Source organism: Defluviimonas salinarum (genome assembly GCF_026013545.1).
Lineage (GTDB): Bacteria > Pseudomonadota > Alphaproteobacteria > Rhodobacterales > Rhodobacteraceae > Albidovulum > Albidovulum salinarum.
The window spans coordinates 1-17,731 of the sequence record NZ_JAPDOG010000021.1 but is presented as its reverse complement, the minus strand read 5'-3'; the positions used below and the strand labels follow the sequence as shown (position 1 = coordinate 17,731).

Here is a 17,731-nt window from a genome sequence, read left to right as displayed (position 1 = left end):
CGCGGTCAGCGTCGAATTTTATTACGTTATTTTCTTATGTTACTTGCCTCACGCCGAAACCATGCGGACGATGTCGGGGTGAGATGGCCTTTCCACGTTGGTCTTGCATGGCCTCTTGCGAGCCATGGCCGACGGCATGATTCAACCATAAGGCACATGCTGACACGACCGGATGTTTCCGCTTCAGGGACGAAGAGTTGTCCATCAGGGGACAATGACCCTCGATGCGTAACGACGATCCGAAGTCAGAATCCGAGCGACCGGGCCACGTTCTCCTCGGACAGCACGCCGCGCGCCATCAGGTCGCTGGCGTGCCGCTCCATGGTCACGAAGCCCGACGCCGCCGCTGCCTCGCGCAACGCCTGCGACGAGTGCCCCCGCGCAATGCCGCCCGCCAGTTCCGGAGTGATCTCCAGAAGCTCGGAGACGACCGTGCGTCCGCGGATGCCACTGCCGTCGCAGCTCGCACAGCCCCGTCCGCCGCAGGCCGTGCAGTTCTTCTGAACGAGCCGCTGCGAGAGAACGCCCCTGAGCGTCGCCGAAAGAAGATACGGCGGCACGCCGAGGTCCAGGAGCCGATCCACGGCCGCAAGCGAGTCATTGGTATGCACCGTCGATAGCACCATCCGCCCCACCAGCGCCGCGCGCACCGCGATCTCGGCGGTCTCCTGATCGCGGATCTCGCCCACCATGATCACGTCCGGATCCTGTCTCAGGATGGCCCTGAGCGCACGCGCGAAGCCCATCTCGATCTCGGGCGCCACCGCCACCTGGTTCACGCCGGCAAGCGCGTATTCGATCGGATCTTCGACGGTGATGATCTTGCGATCCTCGGAGTTGATCCGGCTGATCGCGGTATAGAGTGTCGTCGTCTTGCCGCTGCCGGTCGGGCCGGCCACGAGGAATATCCCGTTCGGCGCATTGACGATCCTCTCGATCCGGCGAACGCGCGCCTCCTCGAAGCCGAGTGCGGTCCAGTCGAGCGCCACCTGGCGCCGGTCGAGGATCCGCAGCACGACGCTTTCGCCGAACTGTGTCGGCAGGGTCGAGACCCTGAGATCGACCGCGTTGCCGCGCACGACGACCTGGGCGCGCCCGTCCTGCGGCCGGCGCTTCTCCGAAATGTTGAGATGGGCCATGACCTTCAGCCGCGAGGTCACGGCGGCATGTTCGTGGTCCGACAGCCTGCGGCGCGTTCGGAGGCCGCCGTCGACCCGGTAGCGGACCCGGCCCTGCGCCTCCATGGCCTCGATATGGATGTCGGAAGCCGAAACCTGGACCGCCGCCGCCACCAGATCGTTCACGAGCCCGATGATCGGCCCGTCATTGGCGAGCGCGCGCAATTTCTCGACGTCGGTTTCCGCGGCCCCGTGCAACGCCTCGGCCGCAGGGCCATCCAGCCGATCGAGCGCCGCCCGGATCGTCGAGGGGGTGGCGAGGACGACCCGAACCTCTCGCCCGAGATGAAAGGCGATCCCCTCGAGCGCCGCTCCATTGTCGAGCGCGCTGACCGCAACGGTGATTGCATCGGTCTCCTGCCACGCAGGCACAACCATTGCGCGACGAAGAAACTCCGCGCTGAGACCAAGCTCGACAGGGAGCCTGTCCTCGATCTCACCGATGGAAATCAAGCGCAGGCCGCCGAGCATGGCCAGTGTCTCGTAGAGCGCCTCTTCCTCTACAAGCCCCAGTTGCAACAGCGATGCCGCGAGGCCGGTTCTCGTCTCGGCGCCTGCCGCAGCCGCCCGTCTGGCGGCCACCTCGTCGATGGCGCCGGCTTCGACAAGTGCCGAACCAAGGTCGGAATCGTATACGCTCGGCATCAAGACCATTGACGGACGCCCCGCAGGTAGGCAGTTTCACGCCCATGAATACTGAATATTTTAATCCAGGCTAGCGAAAATGCCGCGAATGCGGCGACGTGAGAATTGGGAAGGTTGACGCTTCTGCTGTCCGGTTTCGTTCAAGGGCTTGCCGCCAACCTGTCCGGACTTTTGCCGGATTGGTTCTGCGCCATGTTTCTCGGCCAGCCCCTGGCCGCAACCGCCGTTTTTTCCGATCAAGACGGCGACGCACAACAATCCAAACGCGAAATCGTTCTGCCGCCATCCTTGCTCTGCGAATCCGGCATTCCCGGCAGGATTGCTTCGGCCACGACCATCGACATTCGCCTTCCGCGCGAAGTGCTTCTGCGCCGCGAGATTCCGATCCCGGCCGGATCGAGCCGCGCGGCCGACAGGATCGCCGCACTCGATCTGGCCCGGCGTACGCCGCTGCGGCCAACCGATGTCCATACGGTGCTGTCTGCTCCGAAACGGATCGACGGCGCGCGCATGTCCGTCCAATGGGTGGCCAAGAGCAGCGAGGTCGCCGCGCTCAGGGCGCGGCTCGCGTCGTCCGGCTATACCGTCCGCAAGGTTTTCGTTGCGGACGGGCCGACGCTGGCGCCGCTCGCCGACTTCAGCGCCGAGATCGCGCCGCGGCGCGCGCTCTGGCGGCGGGCGAACGCGCTCCTGCTTCTTGCGGCGACCGGACTTCTCATCCTCGGCTGGACGCGTCCGGCGCTCGAGAGCCGCGAAGACCTGCGGAACCTCGAGGCGATGCTCGCGACGCTGCGGACCGATGCCGTGACACTGCGCCGCGAGGTGGATGCGCTCGAGGGGAGCGCGGCGGAGAGAACGGCTTTTCTCAGTTCCGTAGTCGATCGCCCGAAACTCGTGAACACCCTGCGCGACATGACGGTGGCCCTCCCGGACACGGTCTGGCTCAGCGATCTCTCCTTCAGGCCCGAGCGGCTCGTGCTCACGGGCAGTGCGGCCGACTCGGCGGCTGATCTCGTCCTGACCCTCACGGGGCGTGCCGGCCTGTCGAACCCACGCTTGACGGGACCGGTCTCCCGCACGCCCGACGGATCGGAACGCTTCGAGATCGCCGTGGACCTGGTGGCGGCGCAATGATCATTGCGCAGTCGACCCGACGGCGAGCCCTTGTGATCGCCGGGTTGCTGGCGTTGATCTCTGGCGCCGCGGGTGCGGTTGCTCTCCCGATCTTCGACTGGCGCCGGTCGATCGAGACGGAGTTGGCCACGGCCGGAGCCGAATACAAACGCCTGTCGGAAAGTCTCGACGCGCTGACGGTGCGCAAACGCCGGCTGACCGAAACCGGCGGCCAGCTGGCGCTGTGGCAAGCCCGGCAGACGGGCGAAGCCACGGCGCGGGTACAGTCGGTGGTGACCGAGCTCGCACGGGCCAGCGGCGCAAATCTCCGCGCCCTCGGACCCGGTCCGTCGCACGAATTCGGCCTCGTGCAGGCCGTGAGCCTTCGCCTTGAGAGCGAAGCGACGCTCGACCAGCTGTCCGCCCTCCTTCAGAAGCTCGAGTTCCACGCCCCGCCGCTTCTGGTTGAGACGGCTACCCTTCGCCGCCTCAACCGGCCCGGACACGCGACCGAACAGCCACTGCTCTTCGTGCAGATCGACATTCTCGCCCCCGTCAACCTGTCCGAGGAGAGCGAATGACCCGGCTGCTCCCCGTGCTCGGAACCGCGTTGCTCGTTATCCTCACGGCATCGTCCTGGATTCGGATGCCCGGGAATGCGGCGGATACGCGGCTCAAGGCAATCACGGCACCGTCACTCGAAGCAAACGAGCCCGAAACGGACGCCGCTCCCGCGACCGGACCGGTCGCGCGACCCGCCGTCTATTACAGCGCCATCCTGCAGCGTCCGCTCTTCGAGCCGGGGCGGCGTCCGCTCTCGCCCGACCGCGGCGCCGAGCCGGAAGAGAACGCCATCGCCGAGCCCGCGCCGGCGGTCACGGACAATTCCGCGCCCGGCGTGATCCTGCTGGGTATCTTGCGCACGGGCGCGGAAGACACGGCGCTCATCGCCATCGACGGACAGGCGCCGGAATGGATTGCGCAGGGAGCCGCGATCAACGACTGGGTGATTGCAACAATCAGCAACGACTGGATTGAAATGACAAACTCCGATCGGACCGTTCGAGTGGACATGTATCAATGACGAAATTGAAGCTCTTGACCCGCGGCACCGGAGCCCTCCTGGTCATGCTGCTGTCGTTGACGGCCTGTGCCGACGGCGAACGGCAAAACCCCTCGCGCCTGCTCGCCAATCGCGACAATCCGTCCGGCAGTTCCGCCTACCAGCAATTCGCCGAAGCGTTGAGCGGGCGAACCGCCGACAGGCGGCGGCTCGGAACGGACGCGTTCATGGGCGCCGCGGGGGCCGACCGGCCGCTCGTCGACGTCACCGACGGCGACGAGGTCACCGTCAACCTCGTCGGTGTGCCGATCGAGCAGGCGGCCAAGGCCGTCCTCGGGGATGCGCTCGGCCGGAACTACACGATCTCGCCGGACGTCAGTGGCGAGGTCACGCTGCAGACGACGCGGCCGGTCTCCAAGGCGGCACTTCTCGAGACCTTTCAGACCATCCTGGAACTCAACGGCGCGACGATCGAGGCCTCCGGCGATCTCGTCACGATCGTCCCCTCCGCCGGGGCGGCACGGCGGGTGTCACGGCTCGGCGATGCCGCCGCCGGATCGCGCGTAGTCGCGGTACCGCTGCAATATGTCGGCACCGCCGAGATGACCCGGCTCCTGGAGCCCATTGCGGGCTCGTCGGTCACGCTCCAGCCGATCCCCGCGCGCAATATCCTTCTGGTTTCCGGCAACCGCAGCGAGATCAATGCCGCGATCGATGCGGTCAATCTCTTCGACGTGGACGTGCTCGAGGGCAAGTCGGTCGGCCTTTTCAAGCTGAACGCCGCCGAGCCAGAAGCGCTGGTCGCCGAGCTGAACGTCGTATTCGAGACCGCCGAGGGCGGCAGCCTGCAGAATGTCGTCTCGTTCGTCCCCTCCAAGCGCCTCGGCGCGGTGCTCGTCGTCACGTCGCGCGCGCGTTATCTCGCGGAGGCCGAACGCTGGATCCGCGAACTCGACGGTGCCGCGGGCGGCATCAAGCGCCGGCCCGTGGTCTATGCATTGCAAAACCGTGCCGCAAAAGATCTCGCGCCGATCCTGACCGAGATGATCGCCGATGTCGAAAGCGATGAGAACAACCCGGTCACCGGCCGCCCGCGCATCGTCGCGGACGAGACCCAGAACGCGGTCGTCGTCTGGGGCAACGACACGGAGCAGAGCGACTTCGCCCGGCTGATCCAGACCCTCGACACGACGCCCGTGCAGGTGCTTCTCGAAGCGACGATCGCGGAGGTGTCGCTGAATGACGAGCTGAACTTCGGACTGCGCTGGTTCTTCGAGAACGGCCAACTCCGGGGGACCTTCTCCGACGCGTCGAACGGAGCCGTGAGCTCCAGCTTCCCGGGCCTCTCGTTCACCTTCCAGGGCGCCTCGGCCGGGGTCGCGCTAAACGCGCTCGCCTCGATCACCGACGTCGACGTCGTCTCCTCGCCGAGCCTCGTCGTGCTCGACAACCAGGAGGCGCGGCTGCAGATCGGCGACGAAGTGCCGATCGCCACGCAGCAGGTGCAGGACACCGGCAATCCGAACGCGCCGATCGTCAACACGATCTCGTTCCGCGACACCGGGATCATCCTGACGGTCCGGCCGCGCGTCTCGGAATCCGGCCGCGTCATCATGGACATCGAACAGGAGGTCAGCAGCGTTTCCAGCACCACGACCTCGGGGATCGACAGCCCGACCATCTCGACGCGGAAGATCAAGACCAGCGTCGCGATGTCGGACGGTCAGACCATCGCGCTCGGCGGCCTGATCGAGGACGGGAGGAACCGGACCAATTCGCAAGTGCCCGGCGCGGGCAAGGTGCCGGTCGTGGGCGCGCTCTTCCGAAACCGGAGCGACAAGATCAACCGGCGCGAGCTCCTCGTGCTGATCACGCCGCGGGTCATCCGCAACGGCGCCGAAGCCGAATCGATCACTGCCGAGCTGCGCCAGCGGCTCAAAGGTGCGAACGGCCTCGTCGGATCGGGCGTGACCGATCCGGGCACCGGCCACCGGATCATCGACTGACGGCTCATGCCCGAGTTTCACTACGAAGCCATGGACGGTGACGGTGCCTCGGTCAGGGGCGAAGTCCGCGCCGCCAGCGAGATTGCGGCGCTCGACCAGATCGCGAACCGGGGCCTGATCCCCGTCGCGATCTCGGAGGGCGGACGGCCGCTGCCGTGGTGGGCGCGGGAGGTAAGCCTCTCCGGCAAGGCGCGGGTCGCCGGCCCGCGCGATCTGGAGCCGTTCTTCGCGATGCTGGCAGCGATGCTGAAGGCGAAACTCTCGCTGCCCCGAGCCCTCCAGTTCTGTGAATCACAGGGCCGGGACAAGTCGTTCCGGCGCGCTATCGCCGCCATCCGCGCCGAGATCGAGGACGGCCGCAGCCTGACCGAGGCGCTACGCGGCTCGGGCGGGCTCATCCCCGACCGCTACGCCGCGTTTCTGGAGCTTGGCGAGCGCGCCAACCGGCTTGAAGAGACCGCAGCGGCCGCCGCCGCGATGCTGAAAGGCGAGGCGGCGCTGCGCCGCCAGGTCCGCTCGGCGTTCCTCTATCCGATGATCCTCATGGCCATGTCCGCGCTGGTCCTCGCCCTTCTGATCTTCCACCTGGTGCCGTCGCTGATGCCGGTCTTCCGATCGGCGGGCGCCGCGCCCCCCGTCGCCCTGCGGGTGCTCGACGCACTCCGCACGACAATCGTGTCCGACTGGCCCTGGTTGATGACGGCTCTGGCGGTGATCACCGCCGGCCTCCTTCTTCTTCGCGAACCGGTTGCGCGCATCTGGCGGACGCTGTTGTTCCGCGCCCCGGCCATCGGTCCCTTCCTGCGCCAGCGCGAATCCCAAAGGCTCTGCCAGACGCTGGCGATGGTCCTCGAAAGCGGCGCGCCCCTGCCGCGGGCGCTGGAGATCACCCGGGCTGCGACCGGCCTCCCCACCTATCAGGCGCTTCTCGACGAGGCGCTCTCGACCGTGACGGCGGGCGGGACGCTGTCGCAGACGCTGGCCGCAAGCCCGCTCATCGCGCCCCTCGCCCAACCGCTGATCCGCACCGGCGAGGAAAGCGACCGGCTCGCCGAGATGCTCAGGGTCGCCGCAGACACGCTCGCGGCCGAGACCACCGTGTCCGTCAACCGTGCGGTGGGCCTGCTGACCCCGATCCTGACGCTCGCCATCGGCCTCGGCATCGGATCGATCATACTCGCCACGATTTCCGGGATCATGGACCTCAATGATCTCGCGTTCTGAATCCCTTGCCCGGAGCGATGCGGGGTTCACGCTGATGGAGACGCTGGTCGTTCTCGCCATCCTGTCGCTCATCCTCGGCGCTTCGGTCGCGACGCTCCGGCCCGGGGCGCCGCAGCTTGCGCTCGAGAAGCGTGCCGCGGGGGTGATCCGCGAGGCCGCATCGCTGCGCCGGCAGGCGATCGCCGAGGCGGCTCCCCGGAGGATCGAAGTGGAGACCTGCCACGGCGCGCGCCAATCTGTCGCGTTTTTCCCGGACGGCACGGCCGCGGGGCCGGATCTCTGCCTGGCGGAGGGCGACCGGGAACTCCTGCTCATGCTCGATCCTATGACCGGAACACTTGCGCCGGGAGAAGGACCATGAACCGTGGATCGGCCGGCTATTCGCTCCTCGAAGTGCTCGTCGCCTTTGCGATCATGTCGATGGTCCTTGCCGCGCTACTGCCGGCGCAGTCGCGACTTCTGCAGCGCAGCCGATCGGCCGACGAGGGGCTTCTGGCGCAGGAGCTCGCCCTGTCACGGCTCGCGGAGGTCGGTGTCGCCATTCCCGATCCCGCAGGCGTGCGGGAAGTGCCGTATCGCCGCTGGATCCTTCGCGAAGTGACGGTTCGTGAAGGATTGGGCGACGGTGAACCCGACATGATCCGGCTGCGGGTGGACGTGCTCGGCCCGGACGGCCGGCTGCTCGCGTCCGAAGAGGCCGTGAGGCTCGCCGAATGATCCGTCGGCCGCTCTCCAGGTTCGGACCGTCGGCTGGACTGTCGCTCCTCGAACTCCTGGTGGCGCTCGCACTCCTCGCACTTGTCGCTGGCGGGCTCGCGAGCAGCCTCCGGCTCGGAATCCTCGCCTACGAACGCAGCCGGGCGACGGGTCCGACCGCGGCGGGGCTCGCGCTCAGGGTGCGGCTGCGCGACTGGTTGGCGCAGGTTGTGCCGCCGCACCAGCTTCTGCCCTATCCGGCCGGGTTCGAGGGCCGCGCCGACCGCCTGTCCTTCATCACCCTGGCCCCAACTCCGTTCATGCCGGACGCGGCGGCGCTCCGGGTGGAGGTCCGGCTGAACGGATCCGACCTGACGCTGTCGGCCAGCGGTCTTGATGACGACGGCATCGCTCTTGACACCCATTCGGGCATTCTGACCGCGAATGCAGGTCAGGCGGCCTTCGGCTACTACGACCGCACACAGGGGCTTTGGCTCTCGGACTGGACGGACGGGTCGCGTCTTCCCGACCTGGTCCGCCTCGAGGTGCCGCCCGGCTCGGATCCCGACTGGCCGGTCCTTGTCGTGCGTCCGCTGCTTGGCGCCGCCCCCCCCGGTTAGAAACTCAGATCGGCATCCTCGCCGGCACCGCCGTCGCGGCCGTCCCGGCCCAGGGACCGGATCGAGAACCCCTTGGCATCGTCCAGTGCCGCGTAGAGATAGTCCCGCCCCCAGGGATCGCTCAACCCGGCCGCGGTCGTGATATAGGGACCGTTCCAGCCTTCGGCGCCGGCCGGCGCCGCAGCGAGCGCGCCCAGCCCCTCGGCATCGGTCGGGTAGCGTCCGAGATCAATGTAGTAGAGTTGCACCGCATTGCCGAGGCTCTTGATCTGCAACGCCGCCGTTTCGGACTTCGCGCGCCCGAGGTAGGAGATCACGCGGGGGCCGGCAACTGCCGCCACCATGGCGATGATCGCGAGGACGACGAGAATCTCGAGAATCGTCAGCCCTGCGTTCCGTCCCCACGTGCCGCGCTTCGTCGTTCGGATCATCCCATGCTCCCGTTCATTCTGACCGCCCACGCAGAAAGACAAAGGAATGGCCCGAAAGCAACCGCCGATTGCACAGTCAACGCCGATTGTCCGCGGCGGGCGGCGAGGCCCGCGCCGAGCGTCGCGGCGCCCGCGACCGCCGCGGCCATGACGACGGTGTTCATGCCCAAAAATCCGATCCAGGCGGCGAGGCCGGCGACGAGCTTCACGTCGCCGAGCCCCAGCCCGTCGTATCCCCGCAATCGCCGAAAGCCGGCGGCAACCGTCCAGAATGCCGCGGGCCAGAAGGCGATCCCGATGACGCGATCCGGCCAGGCCGACGGCGCGGCGGCACAGGCGTCGAGCACCCCCGTGACGACGAGCAGCGCCACCGCGAGGTCCGGGATCTCGAACCGGACAATATCAATGGTACTCATCCAGATCAGAAGACCTGCGAAGACCAGTTCCGGAGCGCTCGGATGATGGCCGGAGATCAGTGTGACCGCACCATAGGCCAAAACGTGAATCGCGACCAATGTCAGTGACTTCAATGTTTCAAACCCGCACGATGCGCTCTAGCTTGCGCCCATGATATGCACAGGCTCCTCGTCCAAGCGCAAGTCGGGCTTCGCCCTGATCGTCGTTCTCGGATCTCTCGCGATCCTGACCGTGTTGGCGTCGGTGGTCGGCGACCGGGTCATGGCACGGCTGCAGGCGAACCGCGCCGAACGAACACTCAACACCCGGAACGCGGTTCAGGCGTCCTTGCTCGGCCTTGCGCTCGACTGGAAACGAGCGACGCCCGACGCTTCCGGACCTCTGCGCGTGACCGTGGCCGGCGAAGACTGGACCCTGATCCTGCAGGATGCCGGCGGGCTCGTCGACCTCAACACGTCCTCTCCGGAACTGCGCGCCCTGCTCTTCGCGGCCCTTGCCGATGACGCCGCCGAAGCGGCGGAGATGGAACGTCGCTACCGGGACTGGCGGCGCTCGGGCCGCAGGCTCGCGCGCGTCGACGACCTCTACCGGATCACCGGACTCGAACGCTCGGCGGAGCCCGATCTCACTACGGTTGCAACCGTGCATTCGGGTCGGCCCGGCATTTCGGCCGAACACGCCCCGGTGGATCTCCTGCGGATCGTCACGGGGCAGGAGGCTCAGGGCCGCGACACGCTGGTCCCGCGGGTACCGCAAGCGCTGGCATCGGCACCGTCGGGCGTGAACTATCTGGTGACCGCCATTGCGGCTGACGGCGCGCCGGTCTTGTCGGGCACGATTCATGTGCCGGGCTCCGAACGCGGCGCGCGCATCCTGGACATGCGCTAGATGTGAAGTCTCGGGAAGAGGTTCACCCGGGCCGGGTTGAGGCTGCAATCGCCAACTTTCACCTCGACCAGGTCACTCCCCTAATGCAAGCGGATCGAGGTCTTCTTCGATCAAGACGGGTGCCGACCTCTATTCGGCGTCGCCGGCCGATGATGGCGATTATCGCGCCGCGCTGCCGAGCGGTCCGTAACGAGACCCGATTACCGGCATGTGCATCTGCCGGGCAACGCCCCCATTCGTAAAGGGCGCAATCGCGCGATACGGCTGACCCGATGCCGCACCGGAGCGGATTTCGCCTTGCTCCCCCAAAAGGACGGAGTGCATGGCGGGAGCTTGCGCCTGATCTTTCATCCACAGGCAGGCGCGCAGAGCGACCCGCATCCGGTCCATCGTGGTTACGCCCTGCGCCGCGATGTGGACGCCCCCGTGCCGATCGCCCGCGCAAACCGACTGCGTTCGGTCTTGGCAAGGTTTTCCCGGTTTTTTGGCAGAGATGACCACCCGTTTGGCAGATTTATGCCCGAATCCACAGGCCAGCCACCGGCCATTCATCAGCTGCAGGCCGACCAGCCGCACTGCTTGCAGGTCTTGCAGCCGTTCTCCACCACGACGTCGCAATTGCCGTAATCCGGGCAACCGTCGCGCTGCGCCCTGGCGCGGCCGAGATCCGGGACCGCTGCCGCACCCTGCCCCGCCGCCTTCGCCTCGGCGAGCTCGGCCTTGGTGAGCTTGCGGCCGCCGGCGATGAAGCCGATCTCGCGCATGTGGCCGTCGATCACGTCCCCGATCGCGGCGACGAGCGACTTGACGTAGCCCTTGCCGGGCAGGAACTGGCCGCCGCGGGCATCGAACACGCCCTGGAGTTCCTCGGCGACGAATGAGACATCGCCGCCGCGGCGGAAGACGGCCGAGATCATCAGGGTCAAGGCCGCGATCCAGGACTGCGCCGCGACATCCTTCGTGTTGATGAACACCTCGAAGGGGCGCCGCACGCCGGCCTCATCCAGGATGTCGTTGACGGTGATGTAATAGGCGTTCTCTTCCCATTTCAGCTTGTAGGTGCGCCCTTCGAGCGCCTCATGCCGCGGCATCGGATGGGAGAGGTCGCGCGGCAGCAGGGCGGCCGGCTTCTGTTCTTCCTTTTTCGCAGTCTCGACCGACAGCACAGACCCGGTCACCTCGTTCGGGCGGTAGGTCGTGCAGCCCTTGCAGCCGGCATCGAAGGCGGCCATGTAGATTTCCACGAAATCCTCGAAAGAGATGTCCTCGGGGCAGTTGATCGTCTTCGAGATCGACGAGTCGATCCACTTCTGGGCCGCGGCCTGCATGCGCACATGATCGAGGGGCGCGAGCGTCTGGGCGCTCACGAAGTGGGCCGGCAAGGGCGCGTCGCCGTGCAGCTCGCGCCAGAGCTGGACGGCGTAGTCTACGACCTCCTCCTCGGTGCGGCTGCCGTCAGGGAGCAGCACCTTTCGCTTGTAGGCATAGGCGAAGACCGGCTCGATCCCGGACGAGACATTGCCGGCATAAAGGCTGATCGTGCCGGTGGGCGCGATCGAGGTCAGGAGCGCGTTGCGGATGCCGTGCTCGCGGACCGCTGCCCGGACATCGTCGTCCATCTGCATCATGTTGCCGGAGGCGAGATATTTCTCGGCGTCGAAGAACTGGAAGGCTCCCTTCTCCTTCGCGAGATCGACCGAGGCGAGATACGAGGATCGCGCAATCGCCTTCATCCAGGTCTCGGTCCGGACGGCCGCCTCTTCCGAGCCGTAGCGGAGACCGACGAGGAGAAGCGCGTCGGCAAGGCCGGTGACGCCAAGGCCGATGCGGCGCTTGGCTTTCGCCTCCGCCTCCTGCTGCGGGAGCGGGAAACGCGAGGCATCGACGACGTTGTCCATCATCCTGACGGCCGTTCGCACGAGCTCGTCGAGCGCCCCGAGGTCGATCTCGGCCTCGGGCGTGAACGGGTTCTTCACGAGGCGCGCGAGGTTGATCGAGCCGAGCAGGCAGGCGCCGTAGGGAGGCAGGGGCTGCTCGCCGCAAGGATTGGTCGCGGAGATGGTCTCGAGGTAGCCGAGGTTGTTCATCTTGTTGATACGGTCGATGAAGATCACGCCGGGCTCGGCATAGCCGAAGGTCGCGCGCATGATCTTGTCCCACAGGCCGCGCGCCTCGACGGTCTTGTAGACCCTGCCCTTGAAGACGAGATCCCAGGAGCCGTCGGCCTTCACGGCCTCCATGAACGTGTCGGTGACGAGGACCGAGAGGTTGAACATGCGCAGGCGCAGCGGATCGCGCTTGGCCTCGATGAAGGCCTCGATATCAGGATGGTCGCAGCGCATCGTCGCCATCATCGCACCGCGCCGCGAACCCGCCGACATGATGGTGCGGCACATCGCGTCCCAGACGTCCATGAACGAGAGCGGGCCCGAGGCATCCGCGGCCACACCCTTCACCTCCGCGCCCTTCGGCCGGATCGTCGAGAAGTCGTAGCCGATGCCGCCGCCCTGCTGCATCGTCAGCGCGGCCTCCTTGAGGTTGTCGAAGATCCCGGTCATCGAATCCGGGATCGTTCCCATGACGAAGCAGTTGAAGAGCGTGACCGCGCGGCCGGTGCCGGCGCCGGCGGTGATGCGGCCGGCGGGGAGGTACTTGAAATCCTCAAGCGCGGCGTAGAAGCGGTCCTCCCACTGGCCGGGATCCTTCTCGACCGAGGCAAGGGCACGGGCGATGCGGCGCCATGTGTCCTCAACGGTCAGGTCGACCGGCGTGCCGTCGGCCTCCTTCATCCGGTATTTCATGTCCCAGATCTGATGGGAAATCTTGTTGGCGAAACGGGTATCGGTCCCCGAGGCGAGGCTGTCAAACATGAGGGTCAATCCTTCGGTCCGTCCTTGACGAAAGGACCCTCCCGGGCGGGAGGGCTGCTGGATATTCTGGCGGGCGGCGCCGCGCTGGCGCACGTCTTTTTTTCGCAAAATCCACATTACTCACGGCCGCGAAAATCCGCAATGCGAAAATAGGTCTCTCGAAAAAAACGCAACAGGGAGTCGCGCGCATCAGTTCGCCCACCAGATATGGTGATTATCAGAACCGGACCGCGATGCCGGCCATCGCCGAGACGTTTTCGACGCCGGCCCGATGGCCGTGGTTCCGGCTCGCGGTCAGCCCGAGGCTCAGCTCGGTGCCACGGCCGACCGCGGCCGCGTATTCAAGCCCGATATCGAGCTGTCGCGCCTCCGGCGCGAGCCCGACGCCGGTCCTCTGGAAGACGGCGCCATCGGCCGAACTGGCAACCGGAAGATCCATCATCGCGTGACCGCCGCTGACGCCCGCGGGCCGTCCGGCGAAGAGGGTGAGGACATCGCCGCCTGACAGCACGTCCGCCCGGTCGAGCGAGAACCGGATCCGGTCGTAGCGCAGGTTGTCGATGGCCGTGATCATGCCGGCGCCGCGGCCATCAGCCATGCCGATCTCACCCTCGAGACGGATCCCGGTCGCCTGGCCGATCCGCCCGGCATAGCCGAACGCAACCGATCCCGAGCGGCCCTGGATGCCGTCCTCGTAGCCGGGCGCGGTGATGCCGAGCACGCCGCCCCGCTCATGGAGCGCGGAGATCCCGAGCTCGAACCTGCCGGCGCCGGCCTCGACGCCGCGCGCGAAACCGAAGCCGGCGCTTTCCCCATCGAGGCCGATGAGCGAGAGCCGCGCGTCACCGTCCGCCAGCACCGTCATCTCGCGGCGGCCGGAAAGCTCCATCGCGGTGAGGTCAGGGGTAAGGCCGTTGCCGGGCGCGTAGCCACCCCTACCCTCGACGCCGGCAACGAGTGAGGCCCGGGAAAACTCGAGGCTTGCCGGCGAGATCGCCGCAAGGCGTGCCTCCGCCAGGTCGGCCGGGGCGCTCGTCGCCGCGAGCATTCCGGCATCCGAGCGGAACACCCCGTCCATCCTGTCGATGGCGATGACGGTCGCCTTCGACAACGCGGCCTCGGCCGAGTTGCCGGTCAGGGCGCCGCCGGAGATCGCCGCCGTCCCGGCCGCGATCATGTCCGTGGAGCCGGCGACGGGGACCGCGGCGCCGCCGATCGGCAGGAGCGCGTCGCGCAGGTTGATGAACCCGTGACCGAATTCCTCGTTGTAGCCGTGGCTGATCCCGCCGGCGAACGTGACGGACCCGGTCGGTGTGAAGAATCCGTTGTCGGCGGTCACGATCAGGCGGGCGCGGAGCTGTTGCGCCGTAAGGTCGGGAAAGGCTTCGGCCAGAAGCGCGATCGCGCCCGCGACCTGGGGTGCCGCGAAGGAGGATCCGCTGCCGAGATGGTAATCGGCGTCTCCCGTATTCTGCGCCACGATGTATTGGCCATTGGCGGTCAGGCAGTAACGAGCGGTCTCGAGACAGGCCGCGGAGACCCGGGTCGCCGAGAGGATCCTCTCCTCATCGAAGACCGGGATCGCGTTAACGACCGAGAGGTAGCTCGTCTCCAGGTCCGGAAAGGCGACGGCCAGGGCTGCGGAGGCGGGCGCGCTCGTGGCGTGGTAGTCGTTGCCGACCGTGAAGATGATGACACCGCCCTGCGCGAACCTTCGCATCGCGGCGAGATAGGTGGCCCGCGCGCCCGAGGAGAAGGTGCTCTTGATTTCGGTGTTCGCATAGGTCGAGTCGGTGGTCGACCAGGAATTGTTGGAAACGATGGCACCGAGGCTGCGGGCATCGTCGAAATGGCCCGCGAGATCCCGCCAGTCGATGCTGCGGGTATAATCGATATGGCCGATATGGAGATCGGCGCCAGGCGCCACGCCGATCGTACCCCCCTTCGCGCCGTTGCCGGCCGCGACGGAGGCGACCATGGTTCCGTGCCGCGCGCCGGCCGGGGTTCCGCTGAGGTGGATCACCTTGCCGTCGAACTGCTCGTGGCTCGCGAGAATGCCGTCGTCGATGATCGAGATGACCTGCCCCTTGCCAGTGAGCCCGGTTGAATGAGCATGATCCACCCGCGCGGCGCGGAGCGGGTTCGACGTGATCGTGACGCTTCCGTCGAGCGTGGGGTGACTGGCGATATTGAGGGTGTAGCTCATCTCGTTGGCGAGATGTCCGGCCGTGCGCCGCACCGCGCGCACCACCTCCATGTCGAAACTGGTGACGAAGGCGCGGAGCCAGTCGCTGACCGGCGCCGGGGCAGGATCGGCCGGCACGTTCACGGACCCGCCGCCGTCCTCCCCGCCGCAGGCGGCGAGGAAGAGGGTGATGGCAAGAAGGCTGACCTGGTGTCTCATGGGCGCTCCGGCGGATCGTTCGGTCAACGATACCAGTCTGAAACTGGCTTTCTCATTCGCTTTTTCGCATTATCCCCAATCATCGCGGGTTCGGCGCCGGATCAGAAGCGGAAGTCGACCGAGAGAAGGCCGGTGCGCTGCGGCTCCGCCTGGGTCACGAACTCCTCCGACAGCCAGGCCTGGCCGAAGAAGACGCTGACCCGGCCGAGATCCGCCTGGATACCGGCCCGCGCCCTGAGCCGCGTCCTTGTCGCCGTCACATCGCCGTCGGACGGCAGGTAGATGCTGTCGAAGACCCGCGTGGCGTCAAGACCGGCAACGAGGCTCCAGCCGTTGCCGGTGGCGTCGCGATCGCCGGCCAGGGGCGTTCCGGTCACCGGGTCGCGGGACAGGTGGCTGGCCCCCGCCAGGGGGCCGAGGAAATAGTCGACCCCGGCCGTGACCGTGCTCTCGTAACCGACCCCGGCGCCGAGATACGGCCGCAGGCGGTGGTTCCCCGCATCGTAAGCCATGGCGACCTCGCCCGCCGCCAGGCCGTGGACCCCGTTCTCGAGATGACGGTCCTTGCGCGTCTTCGGGTCATAGGCTTTCTCGAGGCCGAGGGCGTCGTGGACCGCGCCCTGCAGATGCCACAGGCCGGTCTGGTCGCCGGTGACGAGGATCTCGGCGCCGAGCACGTAATCGAGCCTGCCCGCGGATCCGTGCGTGAAGGCGCCAAGCCCGATCGCGTTGGCGTATATCCGGTCATTGGCCGGACCCTGCTTCGTCTTCGTCCAGGGCGAGATGATCTCGTCGCGAAAGCGCAGCTCGAGGGTCCTGCCCAGAAGGCTCTCATCCCAGAACCAGCTCCGCGAAGACGAGGCTGTCCGCCAGCGGTCATGGCGGTCACCGAACGTGTCGTTGACGAAGATCGAGGCCTCGCCGGCATAGACGCCGAGCGGACCGCCTTCGGCGCGGGCCATGTTGACAAGGGAGGTGAAGGCGGTTGCCGCCATCGCGGTGCCGAGAATGATGCGGGAAACGAGTTTCATGGAGAAGTCATGGGTGACTGATGGAGACATCGTAGGGCGTGCCACTCCAGATTTTCCATTTCCATTATTCGCATATCCACAGGCGTAGCTTTCGGGATGGTGCTTCCGGTTTTCGGGGGAAGGTTCCATGTTTCTCGCCGAGATATCGGCAGGAGAGATGCATGCCCGCGCCCGCACAGACCGACAGCCCCCTGATCAGGATCCTGCGGGAGTTCTGGCACCGCAAGTCCGACGGGGTCGGTCTGGCCGGACGTTTCCCGCAGGCCGGCCGGGTCTTGCGCGAGATCCACGATCTCCTGCCGGAACGGCTTCGCGACTTGCCGGACCGGGATGCCGCCCATCTCTGGGGTGCCGCACCAATGGTGATCAGGAAGCTTTTCGACCGGCTCGGCACCCCCCTGCAGGACCAGATGAAGGAGATGGCCCGCGAAGCGCTGCTCGATGCGGCCATGATGGGGAACGCGGATGCCGCCCAGGTCTACGGGGCAATGGCGGCCGCGGAGGGCAAGGGGCCGCTCGACCTCGCCGGGGGCAAAGCCGGGGACGCGGTCACCGACCGCATCGTCGAAATCGCCGGCGCCGCCATGGCGATCGTGGCCTACGAGGCGCTGAAGAGCGGCGAGGACAAGCTTCACCAGGCCGAGCTGAACTGGCACCGGGAAAACGGCGTGCCAATCGAACCCGGCTCGCCGCTCGGCAGGTGGGTGGGCCTGGAAGGCCCGGCGCATGACCTCGGCGCCACCGCGGCGCTGCTGGACGAGTTCCGGAACAGGAACCCGTTCCGGGAAGCGATCGATGCGCTCGCCGCAGACAAGGCCGCGCCCCGTCCGCCTTCCCGGGATCCCTTCGAGGAACTGCTGCAGAATGGCGGAAAACGCCGTCGGACAACCGCCTCATTCGAGGAACTGCTCGACGCCGATCGCGAGTTCCGGGACGGCCCGGCTCCGATGTAGCCGGCGTTCCGGAGCGACGGCCAGGACATCGGGAGTGCCGCATTTCCGAACCTGATCATTTCTGATCCGGTTCGGATTCATCAAAACGCCCGGGAGACCCCGTCCTTCAGGTCGGGGAGGGATAGGGCCAGGAAACATACCGATCGCCGCCCCGCGGCGATGCCGTATCCGTCGCGTTGACACTATGCGAAT

16 protein-coding genes are annotated in these 17,731 nt (G+C 66.9%); 10 read left to right on the top strand and 6 right to left on the bottom strand.

The window, feature by feature from the left end:
• Positions 1-245: 245 nt before the first annotated feature.
• Entirely contained in the window at positions 246-1,823 is a 1,578-nt protein-coding gene (locus tag OM960_RS18610) for a GspE/PulE family protein (protein ID WP_264772991.1), read from the bottom strand.
• Positions 1,824-2,015: 192 nt separating this feature from the next.
• Between OM960_RS18610 and OM960_RS18605 the strand changes: the two genes are divergently transcribed.
• The 8 genes from OM960_RS18605 to OM960_RS18570 are packed head-to-tail and all read left to right on the top strand — an operon-like array spanning position 2,016 to position 8,545.
• Entirely contained in the window at positions 2,016-2,957 is a 942-nt protein-coding gene (locus tag OM960_RS18605; RefSeq protein WP_264772990.1) for a PilN domain-containing protein, read from the top strand.
• Positions 2,954-3,517, top strand: coding sequence for a type II secretion system protein GspM (gene gspM / locus OM960_RS18600; RefSeq protein WP_264772989.1), 564 nt, complete (start codon positions 2,954-2,956; stop codon positions 3,515-3,517). Before OM960_RS18605 ends, gspM begins: the two co-directional genes overlap by 4 nt.
• Positions 3,514-4,020: a hypothetical protein gene (locus OM960_RS18595; RefSeq protein ID WP_264772988.1), complete on the top strand. Its 507-nt coding sequence runs from the start codon at positions 3,514-3,516 to the stop codon at positions 4,018-4,020. The genes gspM and OM960_RS18595 overlap by 4 nt, the downstream gene beginning before the upstream one ends.
• A complete protein-coding gene (gene gspD / locus OM960_RS18590; protein ID WP_264772987.1) occupies positions 4,017-6,005 on the top strand; it encodes a type II secretion system secretin GspD in 1,989 nt (662 codons plus the stop codon). Before OM960_RS18595 ends, gspD begins: the two co-directional genes overlap by 4 nt.
• A 6-nt stretch (positions 6,006-6,011) precedes the next feature.
• Complete coding sequence (locus OM960_RS18585; protein WP_264772986.1) at positions 6,012-7,229, top strand: type II secretion system F family protein; 1,218 nt, start codon at positions 6,012-6,014, stop codon at positions 7,227-7,229.
• Positions 7,213-7,590: a prepilin-type N-terminal cleavage/methylation domain-containing protein gene (locus OM960_RS18580; protein WP_264772985.1), complete on the top strand. Its 378-nt coding sequence runs from the start codon at positions 7,213-7,215 to the stop codon at positions 7,588-7,590. Before OM960_RS18585 ends, OM960_RS18580 begins: the two co-directional genes overlap by 17 nt.
• Entirely contained in the window at positions 7,587-7,946 is a 360-nt protein-coding gene (locus OM960_RS18575) for a type IV pilus modification PilV family protein (protein ID WP_264772984.1), read from the top strand. Before OM960_RS18580 ends, OM960_RS18575 begins: the two co-directional genes overlap by 4 nt.
• Positions 7,943-8,545, top strand: a complete 603-nt coding sequence (locus OM960_RS18570; protein WP_264772983.1) for a prepilin-type N-terminal cleavage/methylation domain-containing protein — start codon at positions 7,943-7,945, stop codon at positions 8,543-8,545. Before OM960_RS18575 ends, OM960_RS18570 begins: the two co-directional genes overlap by 4 nt.
• Here OM960_RS18570 and gspG read toward each other — a convergent pair.
• Positions 8,542-8,976 carry a type II secretion system major pseudopilin GspG gene (gene gspG / locus OM960_RS18565; RefSeq protein ID WP_264772982.1) on the bottom strand — a complete coding sequence of 145 codons (435 nt, stop codon included), beginning with the start codon at positions 8,974-8,976 and terminating at the stop codon, positions 8,542-8,544. The genes OM960_RS18570 and gspG overlap by 4 nt on opposite strands.
• On the bottom strand, positions 8,973-9,506 hold the full coding sequence (locus OM960_RS18560) for a prepilin peptidase (RefSeq protein ID WP_264772981.1): 534 nt from the start codon (positions 9,504-9,506) through the stop codon (positions 8,973-8,975). The genes gspG and OM960_RS18560 overlap by 4 nt, the downstream gene beginning before the upstream one ends.
• A 37-nt stretch (positions 9,507-9,543) precedes the next feature.
• On the opposite strand from OM960_RS18560, the gene OM960_RS18555 reads away from it, so the two are divergent.
• Positions 9,544-10,281 carry a hypothetical protein gene (locus tag OM960_RS18555; protein WP_264772980.1) on the top strand — a complete coding sequence of 246 codons (738 nt, stop codon included), beginning with the start codon at positions 9,544-9,546 and terminating at the stop codon, positions 10,279-10,281.
• A gap of 551 nt (positions 10,282-10,832) precedes the next feature.
• On the opposite strand, the gene OM960_RS18550 is transcribed toward OM960_RS18555, so the two are convergent.
• The 3 genes from OM960_RS18550 to OM960_RS18540 all read right to left on the bottom strand — a co-directional run bounded on the left by OM960_RS18550 (position 10,833) and on the right by OM960_RS18540 (position 16,586).
• Positions 10,833-13,151, bottom strand: a complete 2,319-nt coding sequence (locus OM960_RS18550) for an adenosylcobalamin-dependent ribonucleoside-diphosphate reductase (RefSeq protein WP_264772979.1) — start codon at positions 13,149-13,151, stop codon at positions 10,833-10,835.
• A 217-nt stretch (positions 13,152-13,368) separates the two neighbouring features.
• Entirely contained in the window at positions 13,369-15,555 is a 2,187-nt protein-coding gene (locus OM960_RS18545; protein ID WP_264772978.1) for a S8 family peptidase, read from the bottom strand.
• Positions 15,556-15,656: 101 nt separating this feature from the next.
• Complete coding sequence (locus OM960_RS18540; RefSeq protein WP_264772977.1) at positions 15,657-16,586, bottom strand: lipid A deacylase LpxR family protein; 930 nt, start codon at positions 16,584-16,586, stop codon at positions 15,657-15,659.
• Positions 16,587-16,747: 161 nt separating this feature from the next.
• Here OM960_RS18540 and OM960_RS18535 point away from each other — a divergent pair, with 161 nt between their 5' ends.
• On the top strand, positions 16,748-17,539 hold the full coding sequence (locus tag OM960_RS18535) for a hypothetical protein (RefSeq protein ID WP_264772976.1): 792 nt from the start codon (positions 16,748-16,750) through the stop codon (positions 17,537-17,539).
• Positions 17,540-17,731: the final 192 nt, after the last annotated feature.